The sequence below is a fragment of the Tamlana sedimenti genome, assembly GCF_038148895.1.
GTDB lineage: Bacteria > Bacteroidota > Bacteroidia > Flavobacteriales > Flavobacteriaceae > Tamlana.
In genome coordinates this window covers 13,796-33,116 of the sequence record NZ_JBBVGQ010000008.1, presented here as the reverse complement: position 1 = coordinate 33,116, position 19,321 = coordinate 13,796, and the positions used below count along the sequence as shown (strand labels likewise).

Here is a 19,321-nt window from a genome sequence, read left to right as displayed (position 1 = left end):
TTATTTATTAAAACTATCTTTGCATCCTAAACAATAGCTATGCGTATTGATATCATAACCGTTTTGCCCGAATTGCTTAAAAGTCCGTTTGAAGCCTCCATTTTAAAACGCGCTATTGAAGCGGGACTGGTTGAAGTCCATTTTCATAATTTACGAGAATACACCACCGATAATTACAAATCGGTTGACGATACCCAATTTGGCGGGGGTGCCGGTATGGTGATGATGGTAGAACCCATTGACAAATGTATTTCGGCGTTAAAAGCAGAACGCCAGTATGACGAAGTGATTTACATGACACCCGATGGCGAAACCTTAAAACAGGGCATGGCCAATCAACTATCGCTTAAAGAAAACATCATTATCTTGTGTGGACATTATAAAGGGGTTGACCAACGTGTGCGCGACCATTTTATAACCAAAGAAATCTCGATTGGCGATTATGTGCTATCCGGAGGGGAGCTTGGCGCCGCCGTACTTTGTGATGCCGTTATAAGATTGATTCCAGGGGTTTTGGGCAATGAAACTTCTGCCCTAACCGATTCATTTCAGGATAATTTATTGGCTCCGCCCATTTACACCAAACCTCGAGAATACAAAGGTTGGAAGGTTCCTGAATTGTTATTTAGCGGTAATTTGCCCAAAATTGAAAAATGGCGCGAAGAACAAGCCTATTTAAGAACCAAAGAAAGACGACCAGATTTGTTGGAAGAATAAACTCTTTCTATCTCTGTTTATATATTTCAACCACGGCTTTGTGTTAAGGATAGCAGCGACATCCTTTTTTGTGCATAACGTATAAGTTTGTAATTGAGGCGCACTATAATTTAACTAGAAGCATGATGAGATACTGAAACAAGTTCAGCACAAGAAAGATATAGCGGATAGCCTGACTTTTTGCTACCTAAATCCGTAAATAGATGCACAAAACAACCAGCAAAAAGGAACACCATAAAAGAGCAAAAAACTTTTAACTTTTTACTTTAAACTTTTAACTTTTTAATTATCTTTGCACCCACTTTCGGGTTAACCTCTGGCGAAAATCGTGAATGTTGTTCTGAATCAAACACTATTAATTTTAAAGATATGGAATCTTTAGTAAAATTTGTACAAGACGAATTTGTAACAAAAAAGGAATTACCTGATTTTTCAGCCGGTGATACTATTACGGTTTATTACGAAATTAAAGAGGGTAACAAAACTCGTACCCAGTTTTTTAGAGGTACAGTAATACAAAGAAGAGGTTCTGGGGCTTCAGAAACTTTTACAATTAGAAAAATGTCTGGGTCTATTGGTGTAGAGCGTATTTTCCCAATAAACTTGCCAGCATTACAAAAAATTGAAGTTAATAAACGTGGTAAAGTGCGCAGAGCAAGAATTTACTACTTTAGAGGTCTTACTGGTAAAAAAGCCAGAATTAAAGAAGCAAGACACTAACAACATTATTACTGCAATCGCAGCGCATAAAAGCCTTGAGAAATCTCAGGGCTTTTTTTATTAACAAAAGTTAATAAAACGAGTTCACAAACTGTTGAAAACTAATTGGTTGAGAAATTTGGCTAATCTGGATTTTAATCGTATCTTAGTAGAAGGAATAATAACAACGTTCGGTTGGTTTCGTCTCAACAACGAATTTATATTATATTCTAAATAAGGTAACGTTCTTATACAAAAAATTGTTTTTTGAGGTTGTCGAGCAGCACGTGTATGCGTGGGAAAGTTAGAAACCATGATATCATTAAAAGTGTTACACGTACAAGCAGGTAATTACTAAAATGGTTGAAAGCTTAAAAAGCAGTATATATGAAAGTATATGTTGTAATGAAAGCAATGCTATTGATAAATTTAACGTGAAAACGAAGAGGGAGTTAATAGTATCAAGAAAAACAATTAACAGAAACACGATGCAATAAGTCAATACATTTTGAAAATTGCAACAATGTTTCGTTGAAATAACAAAACTTGAACCAAAAAATTTGAATGAAAATTTTAAGTTTGTTTAGTAGCACAATACTAATTTGGTCACGCAGAGTTATTTCGAGAAAGCCATGTCAACATAGATTAAATTCTAAATGATATGGCTTTTGTTTTTTTATAACTTTTCTTCCCGTTTATTAATAAATTGCTATTACGAACCTACTTTTTTAAAATTATAACAATTATAATTTGCTCTATCTTTTAAGTTAATCGATTGAGCTTAAATAACTACCTTTTTTTTGTATATTCGCAACGCTAAAAACGAAGCCCGTTTTACTATGTTTTTAGCTTGGTAATAATTCTAAAAATCAAATCACAGGAATGTCTAAAATCATTTATACAAAAACCGATGAAGCCCCGGCACTAGCCACAAGGTCATTACTTCCAATCGTTCAAGCATTTGTTAAATCTTCAGGTATTGATATTGAAACCAAAGACATTTCTTTGGCAGCTAGAATTTTGGCAGTCTTTCCAGATTATTTATCGGAAGACCAAAAGGTTTCGGATGATTTGGCCTTCCTAGGTGAATTGGCAACAAAGCCAGAGGCCAATATTGTTAAATTACCTAATATTAGTGCCTCAATTCCCCAGTTAAAAGGAGCTATAAAGGAATTACAATCTTTGGGCTATAAAATTCCAAATTATCCTAATGAGCCAGCTAACGATGCCGAAAAAGATGCCAAAGCACGTTACGATAAAATTAAAGGTAGCGCTGTAAACCCTGTACTTCGTGAAGGAAATAGTGACCGACGTGCACCAAAAGCCGTAAAAAACTACGCCAAAAACAATCCACACTCTATGGGAGCATGGGCAAAAGATTCAAAAACACACGTGGCCACCATGAGCGAAGGCGATTTTGCGCATAATGAAAAATCAGTTACCGTTCCTGAGGCAACAAGCATTACTATAGAACATGTTGATGATAAAGGCCATACCACTATTTTAAAAGATAGTTTCAAATTGCTTAAGGGTGAAATTATTGATGCAACCGTAATGAGCAAGAGAGCTTTGGTGAGCTTTTTAGACAAGCAAGTTGCCGACTCTCGGGAAAAAGGCGTTCTTTTTTCATTGCATATGAAAGGTACCATGATGAAAGTGAGCGACCCTATCATTTTTGGTTATGCAGTAAAAGCTTATTTTAAGGATGTTTTTGCAAAATACGGTAAGGTTTTAGAGGAGCTTGATGTAAATGTAAACTCCGGTTTGGGCAATCTTTTGGAGCGTATTCAGGAACTACCAGACGCACAACGTAAAGAAATTGAAGCCTACATAGAAGCAACTTACGAAAAAGGTCCCAGTATTGCCATGGTAAATTCCGATAAAGGAATCACCAACTTACACGTACCCAGTGATGTTATAATTGATGCATCCATGCCTGCCATGATTCGTACTTCGGGCAAAATGTGGAATGCAGAAGGCAAATTACAAGATACTAAAGCGGTTATCCCAGATAGCAGCTATGCGGGGGTTTATGCTGCAACTATTGATTTCTGTAAAGAAAATGGAGCTTTTGACCCAACCACAATGGGTACAGTCCCAAATGTTGGACTCATGGCGCAAAAAGCGGAAGAATATGGTTCTCATGATAAAACATTTGAAATCCAATCAAACGGTGTTGTAAAAGTGATAGATGCCTCTGGTAAAGTACTTATGGAACACCACGTTGAGGAAGGCGATATTTGGAGAATGTGCCAAACTAAAGATGCCCCAATTCAAGACTGGGTTAAATTAGCCGTTGCAAGAGCAAGAGCTTCAGAAACACCGGCTGTTTTTTGGTTGGATAAAAACAGGGCACACGATGCACAATTAATTAAAAAGGTAAATACCTATTTAAAAGACCACGATACAACTGGATTGGATTTAAGAATCTTATCACCAATCGATGCCACTATCTTTACATGCAAAAGACTTAAAGAAGGAAAAGACACTATTTCGGTTTCTGGAAACGTTTTGCGTGATTATTTAACCGATTTATTCCCAATTTTAGAGGTTGGAACAAGTGCAAAAATGCTTTCAATTGTACCGTTAATGAATGGCGGTGGGTTATTTGAAACCGGAGCTGGTGGTTCTGCACCAAAACACGTGCAACAATTGTTGGAAGAAAATCATTTGCGTTGGGACTCTTTAGGTGAATTTTTAGCCTTGGCTGTTTCGTTAGAGCATTTTAGTGAAGTGAACAATAACGCAAAAGCTAAAATTTTAGCTGAAACTTTAGATGATGCCACAAGTACATTATTGGAGAACAAAAAAGGTCCTTCAAGAGTGGCTGGAGAATTGGACAACAGAGGAAGCCATTTTTACTTAGCTATGTACTGGGCCGAAGAATTGGCAAAACAAAATAGCGATGAAGCTTTGAAGGCTGAATTTACGCCAATTGCCAAACAACTGGCCGATAATGAAGCTCTTATATTAAAGGAATTGACCGACATTCAAGGCAAGCCAGTAAGCATTGGTGGATATTACGAACCCAATGAAGAAATGGCAAATAAAGTGATGCGACCAAGCAAAACCTTCAATGCTATTATAGCGTAATATTTTGTTAAAGAAAATGTTAAAAGCTCCTTTTCAAGGGGCTTTTTTTTATTTTTATGCAAATTGCGCGTTGATGAGAAAAAACTTCATGTGTTTACTCCTTGCTTTATGTTTCTACAACACCCTAAGCAGCCAAGAAAAATATACCATTAGTGGGACCGTCTCAGAGAAAAAAAGCAATGAAACCTTAATTGGGGTCAATATTATCTTTCCAGAAATCCAATCAGGAACAACAACTAACGAATACGGCTTCTACTCCATTACATTACCTAGAGGTAGTTACAGAGTTATTGTGAGCTATTTGGGGTTTAACTCCATTTCTGAAACCATAACCCTTTCCCAGGATATGACAAGGAATTTCAGTTTAACGAATGCTTTGGAAAATTTGGATGAAGTTATTATTGTGGAAAATATTGAAAAACCCAACATAAAAGCGCCCCAAATGAGCGTTAACAAGCTCACTTCAAATACCATAAAGGATATTCCTGTTGTGTTGGGTGAATCGGACATCATAAAAGCCATTACGTTGCTCCCTGGCGTTACAACTACAGGAGAGGGAGCTTCTGGATTCAATGTGCGTGGTGGTGCAGCCGACCAAAATTTAATCCTTTTAGATGAAGCAACCATTTACAATTCATCCCATCTGTTTGGTTTCTTTTCTGTCTTCAATCCTGATGCCATTAAAGATTTAAGGCTTTTTAAAGGAGGTATTCCAGCTCGCTATGGTGGTCGAGTGTCCTCCGTATTGGATATTTACCAAAAAGAAGGCAACAGCAGGGAGTTTCATGCCAATGGCGGTATCGGATTGGTTTCGAGCCGTTTGCTTGTAGAAGGCCCTTTAGAAAAGGATAAAGGCTCTTTTCTTTTTGGAGGTCGATCAAGCTATGCCCACTTGTTTCTTCCTCTTTTCGACATTAATAATATAGCCTATTTCTACGATTTAAATACCAAATTGAGCTACAAATTAAACGACAGAAACAATATCTATCTTTCAGGTTATTTTGGCCGGGACGTGTTCAGTATTCAAGATAGTTTTGAAAACACCTATGGCAATTCCGTTTTAAACTTTAGGTGGAACCACCTATTTTCAGATAAGATTTTCTCCAATCTTTCATTTATTTATTCTGATTATTACTATAGCCTAAAACTAGATTTTGTTGAGTTTGATTGGGTTTCGGGTATTCAAAACTTCAATTTAAAATACGATTTCAAACATTATATAAGCAATAAATTAAAACTTCAGTACGGTTTAAATAGCATCTACTATAAATTTAATCCAGGGGAAATAAATCCCACTGTGCCCACTTCAGGCATCAACCCGTTTAAATTAACTGATAAATATGCTTTTGAAAATGCGCTTTACTTGGATGTCGAACATAAACTTTCAGAAAAATTGGCTTTGTCCTATGGTTTAAGGTTGAGTAGCTTCCATCGTTTGGGGCAAGATGAACTCAATATTTATGAAAATGACGAAGCCGTAATATTCAATGAAGATTTTCAGATTTATGAGAAAGCAGAACCTATAGGAACCGAATCCTTCAAAAGAAGCGATGTTATAGAAAGCTTTTACAATCTTGAGCCAAGAGCCTCCTTGGCTTACCAGTTGAACACCAATAGTTCCGTAAAATTGAGCTATAATAGGATGAGCCAGTATTTGCATTTGCTGTCCAACACCCAGTCACCTACTCCATTAGATATTTGGACACCCAGCGGAAAATATGTAAAACCACAGCTGTTAGATCAGTATGCAGTAGGGTATTTTAAAAATTTTAGTGATAACATGTATTCCTTAGAAGTGGAAAGCTTCTACAAAAAAATAAAAAACCGAATTGATTATACAGACGGAGCTGATTTAATTGCAAACAATGCCATTGAGCAAGTTATTTTAAACGGAAAGGCTAGAGCCTATGGTTTAGAACTTTTGCTACGCAAAAATGAAGGCAAGCTGAACGGTTGGCTAGCCTACACCCTTTCAAAATCTGAACAACGAACACCTGGAAGAATACCTGGTGAATTGGGCATAAACAATGGCAATTGGTATAAAACTCCTTATGACAAAACACATGACATCTCAGTTACGGGAAGCTACCGCTGGAACAATAAATGGAAAGCAAACGCAAACTTTTTATATCAAACAGGGCAGCCCGCCACATTTCCTGTTGCACAATATCAGTATAACGGACTTAATATTCCGCATTATGAAGGACGGAACGAAAACAGGCTTCCTTCCTATAACAGGCTAGACCTAGCCCTGAATTATACCCCAAAACCAAATAAAACCAAAGGTTGGCAGAGCTATTGGGTGTTTAGCATTTACAATGTTTACAATCGCAAAAACGCTGCATCAATAAATTTTGGTAGAAATAGCGAAACCAATAATAATGAGGCGACAAGGCTTTCCATTTTTGGTATTGTTCCGTCAATTTCTTACAATTTTAAACTTTAGAGCCATGAAAAAAATACTATTCATATTTTGCCTTTCCATGTTTTTCATGAGCTCTTGTGAAGATGTTATTGATGTCGACTTAAAAAACACAGCGCCCAAATTGGTCATTGATGCTTCCATAAACTGGATAAAGGGAACCGATGGTAATACGCAAAAAATTAGATTGAGCTTAACCGCACCATATTTTGACAATGACATACCTCCTGCAACAGGTGCGACGGTTATTGTAACAGATTCAAATAGCAATTCTTATAATTTCGTAGAGGATGGCAATTCTGGAATTTATCAAACAGAGAATTTCATTCCCTTACTAAATGCTACTTACAACCTAAACATTAATTACAAAAATGAGATTTATACTTCTACAACCGTTTTAACTCCTGTCGCCCCAATTGAGTTGGTCGAACAAAAAAACGAAGGTGGTTTTGGAGGTAATGAAACAGAAATAAAAGCGTTTTATACCGATCCAGCCAATGTAAAAAACTTTTATCTATTTGAGTTTGTAGTCCTGAAAAATAACAACATTGCCTTAGAAGTTTATGAAGACAAATTTACCGACGGCAATCAAATTTTTGGTTTCTTTTCTGATGAAAATATTGAAACTGGCGATGAACTAGTCATCAGAAACTCAGGCATCACAGAGCGCGCGTTCAATTATCTTTTTATTTTGTTGCAACAAACCGATGAAAACTCGGGCGATCCATTTGAAACCCAACCTGCAACTTTAAGAGGAAACTGTGTTAATCAAACCGATCCTGATAATTTTCCATTGGGCTTTTTTAGAGCTTCCGAAACAGACGTTTTCACTTATATAATAGAATAAATTTCCTAAAAAATCATATTTAAAATATTGGGATTTATTTAACTAAATAAAATCTTACAGGTCTGTTTTTTTTGTAATTTTAAAAATTCATCAACAAAAACTAGCATGACAAAAAAAAGAATTGCCATAATAATTGCCATCATCGTACTACCAATTATTGCCTACTCTTACTTCAGCTCGTCAAGTGATGAAGACGTTTCGCTAACCACCAAAGTAGTTAAGGGCTCTTTTTTAAATGAGGTTTTTATATCTGGAGAAGCGCAATCTACAAGCTCAAAAAAAATTGATGGTCCTAGTAATGCAAGGCGTTTTGGTTTATATCAAATAAAAATCCAAGATTTAGTTCCGGAAGGGACTGTAGTGAAAAAAGGGGATTATGTTGGTAAATTGGATGTTACTGAACTAAATGGCCGTATTCAAGATGCCCAATTAAACCTGGAACAAGGAGAATCAAGATATATCCAACAACAACTCGATACTACTTTAACGCTGAAACAAGAGCGCAATGCCATTAAAGATCTGCTATTTAAAATTGAAGAAGACAAACTGGAACTTACCCGTTCACAATACGAACCACCAGCCACGATTAGGTCTCTAGAGATCAACATTGAAAAAACCGAACGGGATTTAAAAGAAAAACGAGCAGATTATTCCATAAAAAAAAGACAGGCCAATGCCAAAATGATTGAGGTTGGCACCGAAGTTTCAAAATATAAAAAGCAAATTAACGACCTGTTGGAGCTTCAAAAGGAATTCACTATCCATTCTGATGACGACGGCATGGTAACTTATATCAGGGAGTGGGGTGGAAACAAAAGAAAAGTTGGTTCAACAATTAGCCCATGGGATCCGGCAGTTGCCAGTTTGCCAGACTTATCCAAAATGGAATCTAAAACGTTTTGCAATGAGGTGGATATCAGAAAGCTCAAAAAAGGGCTAACAGCAAAAGTAGGCTTTGATGCTTTTCCTGATATTGAATTGGACGGTATTGTTACCGATGTTGCAAATGTTGGAGAAACGAAAGTGGGATCAGATATTAAGCTATTTCAGGTTTTAATAAAGCTTAATGGCACCAATAAAAACATACGCCCTGGAATGACTACCTCAAATAAAATCCTGACCAAACAGCAAGACGATGTTTTAATGATTCCGTTGGAAGCTGTTTTTTCAAAAGATTCCATCAGCTTCGCTTATGTAAAGTCAGGTTTATCCATAGAAAAAAAGCAAGTAGAACTTGGAGATTCCAACAATGAAGTTATTATAGTCAACAAAGGTTTAGATGAAAATGATATCGTTTACTTAAACAAACCCGTAGATTTGGAAGACAAAAGTATAACGCTATTAAAATAAAATGATAGATAGGATACTTTTTGAGAAACTAAAATCTAGCTTCAGCGAGGCATTTTGGTTTATTAAAACAAATAAAGTTAGAACTTTTCTAACCGCATTGGGTATTATATTTGGTGTTGCCTCTGTAATTGCCATGTTGGCCATAGGTAATGGCGCTGAAAAAGAAATATTGGCTCAATTGGAACTTGTTGGAGTAAACAATATTGTTGTAACACCGATACCCGATGAAGAAAATGAAGATGCCAATGAGGATGACGAAGAAAGTAGTAAAACTGAATCCAAAAGATTTTCAAAGGGGTTGGATGTTCTAGATGCCCAAAGTATAAAAAAGCACATCCCCAGTGTAAAACTGATTAGTCCAGAAATTGTTATGAACACTTACGTCATCAACAATGGAAAGCAAAATCCAGTAAAACTTGTTGGCATTTCCCCAAGTTTTTTTGAAGCTTCCAATGTTACGTTAGATAACGGCTCAGCTTTCTGTGATTACCAAATAAAAAACGCCATGCCTGTTTGCATTGTGGGTAAAAAAGTAGAAAAAAAGCTTTTTACCGGAGAAAGCGCACTGGGCAAACAAATAAAGGTAAAAGACGTTTGGTTGCATATTATTGGTGTTATTGAGGAAAAATTCATTTCAGATAAAGCACAGGAAAACTTAGGTATTAGAGATTTGAATGAAGATGTTTACATCCCATTAAACACTTTTTTGGTAAGGTATAAAGACCGGAAAATCATTACAGATGATGCTAACGCGCGTAACCAAAACCAAAATGGTCCGCAACAGAAAATACCTCGAGGCAACTACCATCAAATTGATAAACTGACAGTTCAGGTTGCCAACTCCAACCAGCTAAAAGCAACTGCCGAAGTATTAAGCAAAATGTTGCGACGTAGACACAACGATGTATTGGATTTTGAAATTACCATCCCTATTCAACTTCTTAAGCAACAGCAAAAAACGAAACAGATTTTCAATATTGTACTGAGCATTATCGCTGGCATTTCGTTGCTCATTGGTGGTATTGGAATTATGAATATCATGCTGGCCTCGGTTTTGGAGCGCACAAAGGAAATCGGCATTATTCGAGCCATTGGCGCTACCGAAGAAGACGTTATCTTACAATTCCTTTCGGAATCTGTACTCATAAGTGTTGGCGGAGGCATTGTTGGTATTGTTTTAGGGATTCTGAGCGCATACATTATTGAAGCTGTTTCTGGTATTGAGACCGTGCTGTCTTTTTCATCAATAACTGTATCGTTTTTTATTGCCGTTTTGGTTGGGTTAACATTCGGTATTTTCCCGGCAAAGGCGGCAGCCAACAAAAGACCAATTCAAGCTCTAAGATCTGAATAGAACAATATGCAACGAATATTTATATTACTCATCATTATTTTTCCTTTGGCAACTTTTTCTCAAGTGAAAAAAATAACGCTTAACGAAGCTATTGGCATCGCTCAAAAAAAATCACCAGATTACAAAATTAACCTTAACCGAAATCAGGCCAGTTATTGGCGTTTTAGAAATTACAAGGCTAGGTTTTTGCCAGAATTACGGTTTAATGCCATTTTACCAGAATACAGAAATGAAGTAGAGCTTATTACCAATGATGAAGGCCAAGATGTATTCAGAACTAAAAATCAATTATTTCTCCAAGGCGGTTTATCATTGTCACAAAGTGTTCCCTACACGGGTGGAACTTTATCAATTAATTCACGTTTAAACCGTATTGAGCTTTTTGGGCTAGACGAAAATATCGGCTATGCCGTTTTCCCCTTTAGTTTAAATTATTTTCAAAATTCTCTGTTTTATAACGAGTTTAAATGGGACAAAAAAATTGAGCCTTTGGTTTTCGAAGAATCAAAAAGAGATTTCGTGGAAAGTATGGAGCAAATATCGGTGAGTACATCCAACCGTTATTTCGATTTGTTAAAAGCTCAAATGCAATTGGAAATCGCCAAAATCAATTTAAAAAATCAAGATACCCTATACCAAATAAGTAAAGGAAGATTTAAAATGGGAAAAATTGCTGAAAATGAGTTGTTGCAGATGGAACTAACCCTATTAAACTCCAAAAACAACCTAACAACAAATACAATTGAAGTAAAACGAACTTCGCAAAATTTAGCGCGCTATTTGGAATTGGAAACTGAAAATTTAGAACTTGCAGTTCCCGAAGAACTGCCGCTTTTCGATGTTGATATAGATAAAGCACTAAGTGAAGCGCAAACAAACAGAAAAGCGGTTATAGAATTTAGAAGAAAACGATTGGAGGCCGAAAAAGAAGTTGCCCAGCAAAAGGGAAACAACAGGGTAAGGTTAGGTGTTTCCGCCAACTTCGGGATTTCACAAAATGGCGAGGATTTTAACAACCTTTTTAACAACTTCAATAAACAACAAAGTGTTCAGGTTACCATTGGCTTACCCATTTTTGATTGGGGTGTGTCCAAATCTAGACGTAAAATGGCAGAGGCTAATTTGAATTTGACCAACAACAGCATCAATCAAGACCAACAAGAATTTGAGCAGGAAATATATCTGCATGTGCTGAATTGGTCCAGCCTAAGAGATTTTTTATATACTTCTGAAAAGGCCAAAGAAGTGGCTACTAAACGATATGACATCTCACAAAAACGCTATATTTTGGGAAAAATTAGCATAACAGATTTGAATATAGCACTGCGGGAAAAAGATGATGCTGTATTAAGATATCTTAATTCATTAGAACGCTTTTGGAGAGATTATTACACCCTTAGACAACTTACACTCTACGATTTTATAAATGACAAAAAAATAGAAGCTGAGGATATTCTTTATGACTAAAACTGCCAATTAATTGCTATTTTTGGCACATGGGTTTTACAAAAACTACCGAGCAAGATTCAAATTACAACCATCTTGAAAAGATGTCGGTTTCAGAATTATTGAAAAACATCAATAATGAAGACAAAACCGTACCACTTGCTGTTGAAAAAGCACTTCCGGAAATAGAAAGACTGGTGGAACAAATTGTTTCAAAATTAAAAATCGGGGGACGTTTATTTTACATGGGAGCTGGCACAAGTGGACGATTGGGTATTTTAGATGCTTCTGAATGTCCACCTACATTTGGAGTTTCCCATGATTTGGTTATTGGGCTAATTGCCGGTGGTGATTCAGCCATAAGAAAAGCCGTTGAATTTGCAGAAGACTCCCTAACCCAAGGTTGGGAAGATTTGCAAAAATATAATATCAACAGTAACGATGTTGTGGTGGGCATTGCCGCATCTGGTACAACACCTTATGTTATTTCAGCTTTAGAGCGGTGTAACGAAAACAATATCATTACCGGATGCATAACCTGTAACCATAACAGTCCACTTTCACAAACCGCCCAATTCCCCATTGAGGTTATTGTAGGCCCCGAATTTGTTACTGGTAGCTCAAGGATGAAAGCTGGTACTGCCCAAAAACTAGTGCTTAATATGATCACCACATCAACCATGATTCAATTGGGGCATATAAAAGGCAACAAAATGGTTGATATGCAGTTGAGCAATAACAAATTGGTTAATCGCGGTACTAGAATGATCATGACCGAACTTAATATATCTCAAAACGAAGCAGAGGCACTGCTTGAAAAATATAAAAATGTGCGATTAGCCATTCAAAATTATAACCATGGAAAATAAAACAGATAAAGTCATTCTTTTTAAAGGCATAAAAACCTTAATTTTTGCAGTACTCAGCCTTTTTATTGGGCCCATCATGTTAAGCTTTGCGTTTAGCCAACCCGAAAATTCATTGTACACACCTATGTTAATTGTTGGCTGTTTAATATGCGCTATGGCTGTTTTTCTAATTTTTAAAGGCATAAGGCTCATTATGAGCAGCATGTTCAAAAACAAATAAGTTCTATCCAACGGTAGTTTGTGTTGGCGTTGTTGGGTTAAAGCCAAATTCAGAATCATTTACTTTAATCCCCAGACTATCAAAAATATAGTTAATGATGGCGTAGTGGTGTATGGTATGGCTATTGGCTTGGGCTAAAAGAGAACCGTAGGTATAGGGGATTTCTGTTTTCCCTAGGCCTAAATCATCAATAACCAAAATAGTATCCGTCAAATTAAACGGCGCATTATTCAACTTGTGTATTATAGATTTTAAATAATCTTGCGCACAAGTGCAGTCTGACTCTACATCCTTATTTCTAATTCTGGCCGTTAAATCAATTTTAGCTTCAGAATTGACCTTGAATATGCAATCATAAAAATCTAAAATATGCCTAATGTGTGTACCAATACTTGAGTGGTAAGGTGGCACTGAAACATCGCACAATTGGGCATTGGATAAAGAGTTAAGAATAACCTGGGATTTTTGAAGTGTTTTTAAAGTAGATTGGATGATTATCTTCATGTAAACTAAAATAGGTAAAATTATTTTATTAAAACCAATCTGCTATTAGTCTTTCTTTATTTGCTTCCTTACATATTTTCCAAAATTGAAAACTAATAACGGTTTAAATTCAATTCGATAAAATTCCATTTTTCAAAAACACTGTTCAGTCCTTAAAAAGCACTTAAGGCAATAATAGCGAACTTTTTTACTGACATGTTACATATATGGCATACTTTGAAACATATGTTCTATGGGTGTATATTATTTCGGGTTAGTTTTATGTGGTAGGGCAAATTCACATAATCTCTCGCAATGAAAACAAAACACTCTTTAACTTTAATTTTATTTTTTCTGCTTTTAGGGCTTTGTCATTCACAATCTTTTAATGACAGGCCAAGCAACGAAACGGACGGTGAGTTCCCTGCCAAATGGGACTTAATAAAGGGCACTGCACAGATAGCAACCTTTCAAGGTGAAAAAGTAATTTATTTGGGCAATAAAGGTATTATCAAACCTTTATTAAATACCAATGACTATTTATCTGATTCCTTTACGGTAGAATTTGAAGCATTTTTTGACGAGGTAGAAAAGTCAATCTCCTATCAATATTACAATATACGATTTTGGGATGGTCATCATGTAGGTGAAGAAAAAACAGATATTGGTAAAGTGGTAACATTTCCATTAACCATTTACAGGTACAGAGCATCAATAAACCAAACCGTTTACGACCCCAAAGCGAGAAAAGAAAAATACGACGAAAGCATTATTGCTTTAGAGGGCAAAGAACCCTTATGGCGCTTAATTTCAATAAGCTATAATAAAGGCTCTTTTAAAGTTTCTATTGACGGCATTCAAGTCTTGAATATGCCTAGAGTAAAATTAACACCTAAAATGGTTTCAATAGAAGGTGCATACAACCAATTTGAAAGAGATTATACTCGTGCCATAAAAAATATCCACATTAAAGGGCTTAAAAGTTCAAATTCGGCAAATGCTGGAACCAAAGTTGTCTTAATAGTTGACCAAGAAAATAATCAAGTACAGAATATACAATTATTTGAATCCATGCAAGACCCTGATCTTGTAGCCAAAAAATACCCCAATAGTAAATTTTATTTGGGCGTACTCTATGGCGCTTACATTCTGCAACCTGTAAAAAATTCCGTAATGTCATTCAATACCATTAAGGAATACCTGCCAGGTGATCAATATTTACCGGGAGACCAATACTTACCTGGAGATCAATATCTACCGGGAGACCAATATCTGCCGGGAGACCAATATCTGCCGGGAGACCAATATCTGCCAGGAGACCAATATCTGCCAGGGGACCAATATCTGCCGGGGGACCAATATCTGCCGGGGGACCAATACTTACCAGGAGACCAGTACATAACAGGAGACAAATTTCGTCTAGGTGAGCAGTTCAATATGAGAGTTGCAAAGACCAAGGTAATAGCTATCGAAGAAAATAAAGTGCTACTAAAAGTAGAATAAGCATGAAACCTAACTTAACATTAATATCACTTCTCTTTTTTATTGGGTTTCAAGCCCATGCCCAACTGCTCGATAAACTAAAGCAACGCGCCAAAGAACGTGGTTTGGAAACGAGGGAAGTTTCGTTTGACAGCACAGATAATGCTGTGAACAGAACCATCTCCAATGAAGAAGAAGAACTCGTTCTCAACTCGGCAAACGACTTTTACAACAAAGACGTTATCATGAAACTTTTTAATGATGGGCAACTGGTACAAACGGCTTATTTTGATTCTGAAACTATTGCCATGCGTACAGAACAAGTTGGCAATGCCTACCCGCTTTATCATGATGACAAAGGTAAATTCTACGCCTATGATAAAGATAAAGGGCATTATTCCACAATGAAACTCTTGCCAACCAGTTCTATGGGTTTTATGACTGCTGGTATAACCACACAAGCATATAAATTGCCCCATGAACCCTATTTTGAAGCATTTAAGGCGTTGGAAGACGTTGGCTCAGGTCTTAATTTTTTAATTCTTGAACTTGCTTTTATCTACAAACCAGCGCATTTTGAAAACAATGAATCCTATTCCGCTCAAAAAACAACATGCAATGGCGCAAATGATTGCATCCGCTTTAACTATAATTTTCCAGATTATCCGGAGAGCTATATCCAGTTTGATGGCCAAGGCAGATTGAACGAATTATATATCAATTCCAATAGCCCAGAACTTAAGGACGAACCCAAAGGTAAGTTTGTATTCACTTATCAGGACTGCAAAGTAAGCATTCCAGAAGCCGAAGAACAATCCATTATACCTGGTCCTTTGGGAAAAATACTCCCGATAGAAAAAGGATTGGAACCATGGAAGTATAATAAAACTGATAATAAAAAAAACTAAGTAATCATGAAAACAAAATATTTTTTATTCATTCTTATTGCCCTGGGTTTAACATTTAATGCTGAAGCTCAATTTCTTAAAAAATTAAAAAAGAAAGCGGAACAGGCAGCGGAACGAACTGTTTTAAGAAAAACGGACGAAGTGGTCAGTCAAAAAACAGAAAAAACAATTGATGATGTTACAGAAGGAAACCAAGACGAGGAAAATAAAGAAAATACTTCCAGCACCACCAATCAAACAAGCAACACGTCATCAAGTAGTAACACATCAAGAACCCAATCACCAAATATGAACCCTTTGATGGGTTCCGGTAAAAATGCTGCAAAAAATTTACCAGATACTTATGCCTTTGATTGGGAGTTTAAAACCATTATGAGAACTTCAGAAAATGAAGAGATGAACATGGATTATCTCATCAAACCGGATGCCAGCTACTTTGGTATGCAAATGTCCAGTAAGGAGTACCAACAAATGGAATTTATGTGCATTGTGGTCGATTCTGAAACAGAAACCTCTGCAACATTTATGAACGCAAATGGTCAAAAAATGGCGATGATCAGCAAACATCCTAACGACCTCATGAAAAATGAAAAAGAGAATAAATTCAGCTATAAAGAAATTGGCACCAAAAAAATATTAGGCTATGAATGCTACGGTATTGAAATTGAAGATGCCGATTATATTGGTACCATTTATTTTACTCTAGATGCCCCCATAAACTTCAGGGCCTTATTTGAAAACTCAAAAAGCACACCTAAAGGTTTTGATCCTGCATTGCTTCAAGTATTAAAGGAAGAAGCGCTTATAATGGAAATGGATTTTAAGCATAAAAAGAAGAAAAAACAAAATTTTACCATGACAGCTCAGAGTCTGGAAAAAAAGAAAACTGTAATAAACACCAAAGAGTATCAATCTATGGGATTTTAAGCTATAATAAACTTAACCCATTAATTGATTAACACAAGACATGTATGAATAAAATACCCTTATATATCACATTGTTCCTAATTAATTCGGCTATAGCACAGCAAACCATAAAAGGTAAAATAGACAATTACCAAAGTGGTGAGGCAGAGTTTATTTTACCAGTTCGAGAACCAAAAGCCATTGGCACTATTAAAGCTAATGGTAAGTTCACTATAGAGTTGGAAGACGATATGGCTTCAGAAGTTACAGAATCACAAAACAAAGCCAATGCCGAAAGCCAGGAGCTTAGAATTAAGAACAATTCTGTTCATGAAGCTTTTTATTGTGACTCCGAAGAGGTTAAAACAACCAATGGTGACTTGGAATTGGAATCTGTAACCATGCAAGGAAATTTCTTTATCGGCATTATAAAAGACAAAAAACCGATTGGCAAATTAAGGCTAGCTAGTTCCAAAGCTTTTAGCGAAAGCTTCTTTTCATATGGAAAAAAAGATTTTGTAACTGGCTACTATATAGATTTTTATTATGTGCCCGAAGTTGCATCAGTAAAAGGTATTTGTAAGACCAAAACCTATACGCTGGATATGAAAAATACTTTTGACATAGTCCATAATTATGATATCGATTTAAAAAAAGGATGGAATATTGTTAAAATTGAAGTTGAAGAAGTGTACACAGATCAAGAGGGTCATGTAAGGCCGCTAAAGTTCAAAATGCAAACCGTAGATAAGATTCCTAAAGAAACAAAATTTATTTTCTCAGAAGGCAAAACGCTTTAAATAGGAAATCAAGTATCGCAATTAAAAATTAAACAAGCCCCTTCCCTACCATTTTGATCCCTTTTGTTTGGCTCATAAAAATGAATAACTAACGTAATTAATCAACGTCATGATACCAGCCAACCAGCAAATGAAACAATATGCTACTTTATTTTTCTTAGTACTATGTTCGTTTCTAGGATATTCACAAGCACCCACAACGCCTTCTACAAATTTTTCGGTTGTAGAAACCGATGGTAATAGAATTAGGGTAAGTTTCACCCCAGGAGATGGAGCCAAACGCATTATAGTTGCTAAGGCATTATCTCCTGTAACTGCTATACCAACTGACGGTGCAGATTACACCGCCGGTGCATTTGGGCTGGGAAATGAATTGGCGCAAGGTGAATTTGTAGTTTATGATGGTACAGGTTATTCATATTTATACATAGAAGGTTTAATACCTGAAACAACCTATTATTTTAAAATTTTTGAATACAACGGAACAGACTTCACTACCGAATACCTTACTAGTAGTTTTCTTGAAGCCAGTAGCCAAACGTTATCTCCACCTACAATTCAAGCAAGCAATATACAGTTTAGCAATATACTGGGCAGTAGCATGACCGTGAGCTGGACAAGGGGGAACGGTCAAGGCTGTATTCTTATAGCCAAAGAAGGAAGTGCTGTTGACATAGAGCCAGAGGATTTAATAAACTATAGTAGCAGTAGCAACTTCGGCACAGGATCCACTCAAATTGGAACTGGAAACTATGCCCTTTATGAAGGAGCAGGCACCAGTGACGCCGTTTACAACCTCAAAGCAAACACAACCTACCATTTTGCACTCTTTGAATATAATGGAAGTAGTGGTAGGGTCTACCTCACCTCTACTTCTACCGTATCTGTACCGGGTGCCACCGCAAGCCAGAGCACTACCGCATACCCAACTCTTAATACCACATTCATGAACTTCAGCAACGTGGACGGAGACAGGTTCTACCGAAACATATCTTCTTCATGGTTCGGAAACGGTCTGAACAGGCTCATCATCGCCAGGGCAGGCAGCCCTGTGACCGCGGTGCCCGTGGACGGAACGTCATATGCGGCAAGCACAACCTTTGGAAACGGTGACGAGATCGCCCCGGGAGAGTTCGTCATGCACAGCGGGACCAACGGCGGAAACTGGGTATATGGGCTAGAGCCAGAAACAACATACTACTTCAAGGTCTTCGAATACAACGGAAGTGGCACAGAGACCTTTTACCTAGTCGGCAACGACACCAACGGAAACCCACCTTATGAGGCCAGCCAGGCAACACTATCACCACCCACCATACAGGCCAGCGACATACAGTTTAGCAACATCATCGGTACGAGCATGACCGTGAGCTGGACAAGGGGTAACGGACAGGGAAGCATCCTAATCGCCAGAGAGGGCAGCGCTGTGGACGCAGAGCCACAGAACGGTATAAACTACAGCAGCAGCAGTAATTTCGGAACGGCATCCACCCAAATTGGAACGGGCAATTATGCACTTTACGAAGGAGCGGGAACAAGTGACATTGTGTACAACCTAAAGCCCAACACCACCTACCATTTTGCACTGTTTGAGTATAACGGTGAGAACGAAAGGCTCTACCTCACCTCTACCTCCACGGTGTCCACACCGGGTGCCACCGCAAGCCAGAGCACTACCGCATACCCAACTCTTAATACCACATTCATGAACTTCAGCAACGTGGA

The 19,321-nt window shown here is 37.1% G+C and carries 16 protein-coding genes; 15 read left to right on the top strand and 1 reads right to left on the bottom strand.

All coding sequences use genetic code 11. The annotated features are described in order from the left end of the window. Positions 1 to 39: 39 nt before the first annotated feature. The 10 genes from trmD to WJN01_RS15040 all read left to right on the top strand — a co-directional run bounded on the left by trmD (position 40) and on the right by WJN01_RS15040 (position 13,017). Positions 40 to 717, top strand: coding sequence for a tRNA (guanosine(37)-N1)-methyltransferase TrmD (gene trmD, locus WJN01_RS15085; protein WP_445197992.1), 678 nt, complete (start codon positions 40 to 42; stop codon positions 715 to 717). 369 nt (positions 718 to 1,086) lie between these two features. After that, entirely contained in the window at positions 1,087 to 1,437 is a 351-nt protein-coding gene (rplS, locus tag WJN01_RS15080; protein WP_370480249.1) for a 50S ribosomal protein L19, read from the top strand. 861 nt (positions 1,438 to 2,298) lie between these two features. Beyond that, positions 2,299 to 4,509 carry an NADP-dependent isocitrate dehydrogenase gene (locus WJN01_RS15075; RefSeq protein ID WP_445197991.1) on the top strand — a complete coding sequence of 737 codons (2,211 nt, stop codon included), beginning with the start codon at positions 2,299 to 2,301 and terminating at the stop codon, positions 4,507 to 4,509. A gap of 73 nt (positions 4,510 to 4,582) precedes the next feature. Next, on the top strand, positions 4,583 to 6,955 hold the full coding sequence (locus tag WJN01_RS15070) for a TonB-dependent receptor (protein WP_445197990.1): 2,373 nt from the start codon (positions 4,583 to 4,585) through the stop codon (positions 6,953 to 6,955). Positions 6,956 to 6,959: 4 nt separating this feature from the next. Continuing rightward, a complete protein-coding gene (locus tag WJN01_RS15065; RefSeq protein ID WP_445197989.1) occupies positions 6,960 to 7,778 on the top strand; it encodes a DUF4249 domain-containing protein in 819 nt (272 codons plus the stop codon). Positions 7,779 to 7,883: 105 nt separating this feature from the next. Then, positions 7,884 to 9,128 (top strand): efflux RND transporter periplasmic adaptor subunit, encoded by a 1,245-nt coding sequence (locus WJN01_RS15060; protein ID WP_445197988.1) that lies wholly within the window; start codon positions 7,884 to 7,886, stop codon positions 9,126 to 9,128. A 1-nt stretch (position 9,129) separates the two neighbouring features. Beyond that, entirely contained in the window at positions 9,130 to 10,482 is a 1,353-nt protein-coding gene (locus tag WJN01_RS15055) for an ABC transporter permease (protein WP_445197987.1), read from the top strand. Positions 10,483 to 10,488: 6 nt separating this feature from the next. Further along, positions 10,489 to 11,949, top strand: a complete 1,461-nt coding sequence (locus WJN01_RS15050; protein ID WP_445197986.1) for a TolC family protein — start codon at positions 10,489 to 10,491, stop codon at positions 11,947 to 11,949. A 29-nt stretch (positions 11,950 to 11,978) separates the two neighbouring features. Next, positions 11,979 to 12,797, top strand: a complete 819-nt coding sequence (gene murQ / locus WJN01_RS15045) for an N-acetylmuramic acid 6-phosphate etherase (protein ID WP_445197985.1) — start codon at positions 11,979 to 11,981, stop codon at positions 12,795 to 12,797. After that, on the top strand, positions 12,787 to 13,017 hold the full coding sequence (locus tag WJN01_RS15040; protein ID WP_445197984.1) for a DUF6095 family protein: 231 nt from the start codon (positions 12,787 to 12,789) through the stop codon (positions 13,015 to 13,017). Before murQ ends, WJN01_RS15040 begins: the two co-directional genes overlap by 11 nt. Positions 13,018 to 13,020: 3 nt before the next feature. Here WJN01_RS15040 and WJN01_RS15035 read toward each other — a convergent pair whose 3' ends face one another. Next, entirely contained in the window at positions 13,021 to 13,521 is a 501-nt protein-coding gene (locus WJN01_RS15035; protein WP_445197983.1) for a hypothetical protein, read from the bottom strand. 294 nt (positions 13,522 to 13,815) lie between these two features. Here WJN01_RS15035 and WJN01_RS15030 point away from each other — a divergent pair, with 294 nt between their 5' ends. The 5 genes from WJN01_RS15030 to WJN01_RS15010 all read left to right on the top strand — a co-directional run. Further along, entirely contained in the window at positions 13,816 to 15,003 is a 1,188-nt protein-coding gene (locus tag WJN01_RS15030) for a hypothetical protein (protein ID WP_445197982.1), read from the top strand. Positions 15,004 to 15,005: 2 nt separating this feature from the next. Beyond that, positions 15,006 to 15,890 (top strand): hypothetical protein, encoded by an 885-nt coding sequence (locus WJN01_RS15025; RefSeq protein ID WP_445197981.1) that lies wholly within the window; start codon positions 15,006 to 15,008, stop codon positions 15,888 to 15,890. Positions 15,891 to 15,896: 6 nt separating this feature from the next. Next, complete coding sequence (locus WJN01_RS15020; RefSeq protein WP_445197980.1) at positions 15,897 to 16,817, top strand: DUF4412 domain-containing protein; 921 nt, start codon at positions 15,897 to 15,899, stop codon at positions 16,815 to 16,817. 44 nt (positions 16,818 to 16,861) lie between these two features. Further along, positions 16,862 to 17,596 (top strand): hypothetical protein, encoded by a 735-nt coding sequence (locus tag WJN01_RS15015; protein ID WP_445197979.1) that lies wholly within the window; start codon positions 16,862 to 16,864, stop codon positions 17,594 to 17,596. A 109-nt stretch (positions 17,597 to 17,705) separates the two neighbouring features. Further along, positions 17,706 to 19,321, top strand: a 1,616-nt coding sequence (locus tag WJN01_RS15010; RefSeq protein WP_445197978.1) for a hypothetical protein, incomplete at its 3' end; no start/stop codon positions are given.

Bases quoted from the DNA above. Each gene is read 5' to 3' on its own strand.
- trmD (WP_445197992.1), top strand. From the start codon at position 40: ATGCGTATTGATATCATAACCGTTTTGCCCGAATTGCTTAAAAGTCCG.
- rplS (WP_370480249.1), top strand. From the start codon at position 1,087: ATGGAATCTTTAGTAAAATTTGTACAAGACGAATTTGTAACAAAAAAG.
- WJN01_RS15075 (WP_445197991.1), top strand. From the start codon at position 2,299: ATGTCTAAAATCATTTATACAAAAACCGATGAAGCCCCGGCACTAGCC.
- WJN01_RS15070 (WP_445197990.1), top strand. From the start codon at position 4,583: ATGAGAAAAAACTTCATGTGTTTACTCCTTGCTTTATGTTTCTACAAC.
- WJN01_RS15065 (WP_445197989.1), top strand. From the start codon at position 6,960: ATGAAAAAAATACTATTCATATTTTGCCTTTCCATGTTTTTCATGAGC.
- WJN01_RS15060 (WP_445197988.1), top strand. From the start codon at position 7,884: ATGACAAAAAAAAGAATTGCCATAATAATTGCCATCATCGTACTACCA.
- WJN01_RS15055 (WP_445197987.1), top strand. From the start codon at position 9,130: ATGATAGATAGGATACTTTTTGAGAAACTAAAATCTAGCTTCAGCGAG.
- WJN01_RS15050 (WP_445197986.1), top strand. From the start codon at position 10,489: ATGCAACGAATATTTATATTACTCATCATTATTTTTCCTTTGGCAACT.
- murQ (WP_445197985.1), top strand. From the start codon at position 11,979: ATGGGTTTTACAAAAACTACCGAGCAAGATTCAAATTACAACCATCTT.
- WJN01_RS15040 (WP_445197984.1), top strand. From the start codon at position 12,787: ATGGAAAATAAAACAGATAAAGTCATTCTTTTTAAAGGCATAAAAACC.
- WJN01_RS15035 (WP_445197983.1), bottom strand. From the start codon at position 13,521: ATGAAGATAATCATCCAATCTACTTTAAAAACACTTCAAAAATCCCAG.
- WJN01_RS15030 (WP_445197982.1), top strand. From the start codon at position 13,816: ATGAAAACAAAACACTCTTTAACTTTAATTTTATTTTTTCTGCTTTTA.
- WJN01_RS15025 (WP_445197981.1), top strand. From the start codon at position 15,006: ATGAAACCTAACTTAACATTAATATCACTTCTCTTTTTTATTGGGTTT.
- WJN01_RS15020 (WP_445197980.1), top strand. From the start codon at position 15,897: ATGAAAACAAAATATTTTTTATTCATTCTTATTGCCCTGGGTTTAACA.
- WJN01_RS15015 (WP_445197979.1), top strand. From the start codon at position 16,862: ATGAATAAAATACCCTTATATATCACATTGTTCCTAATTAATTCGGCT.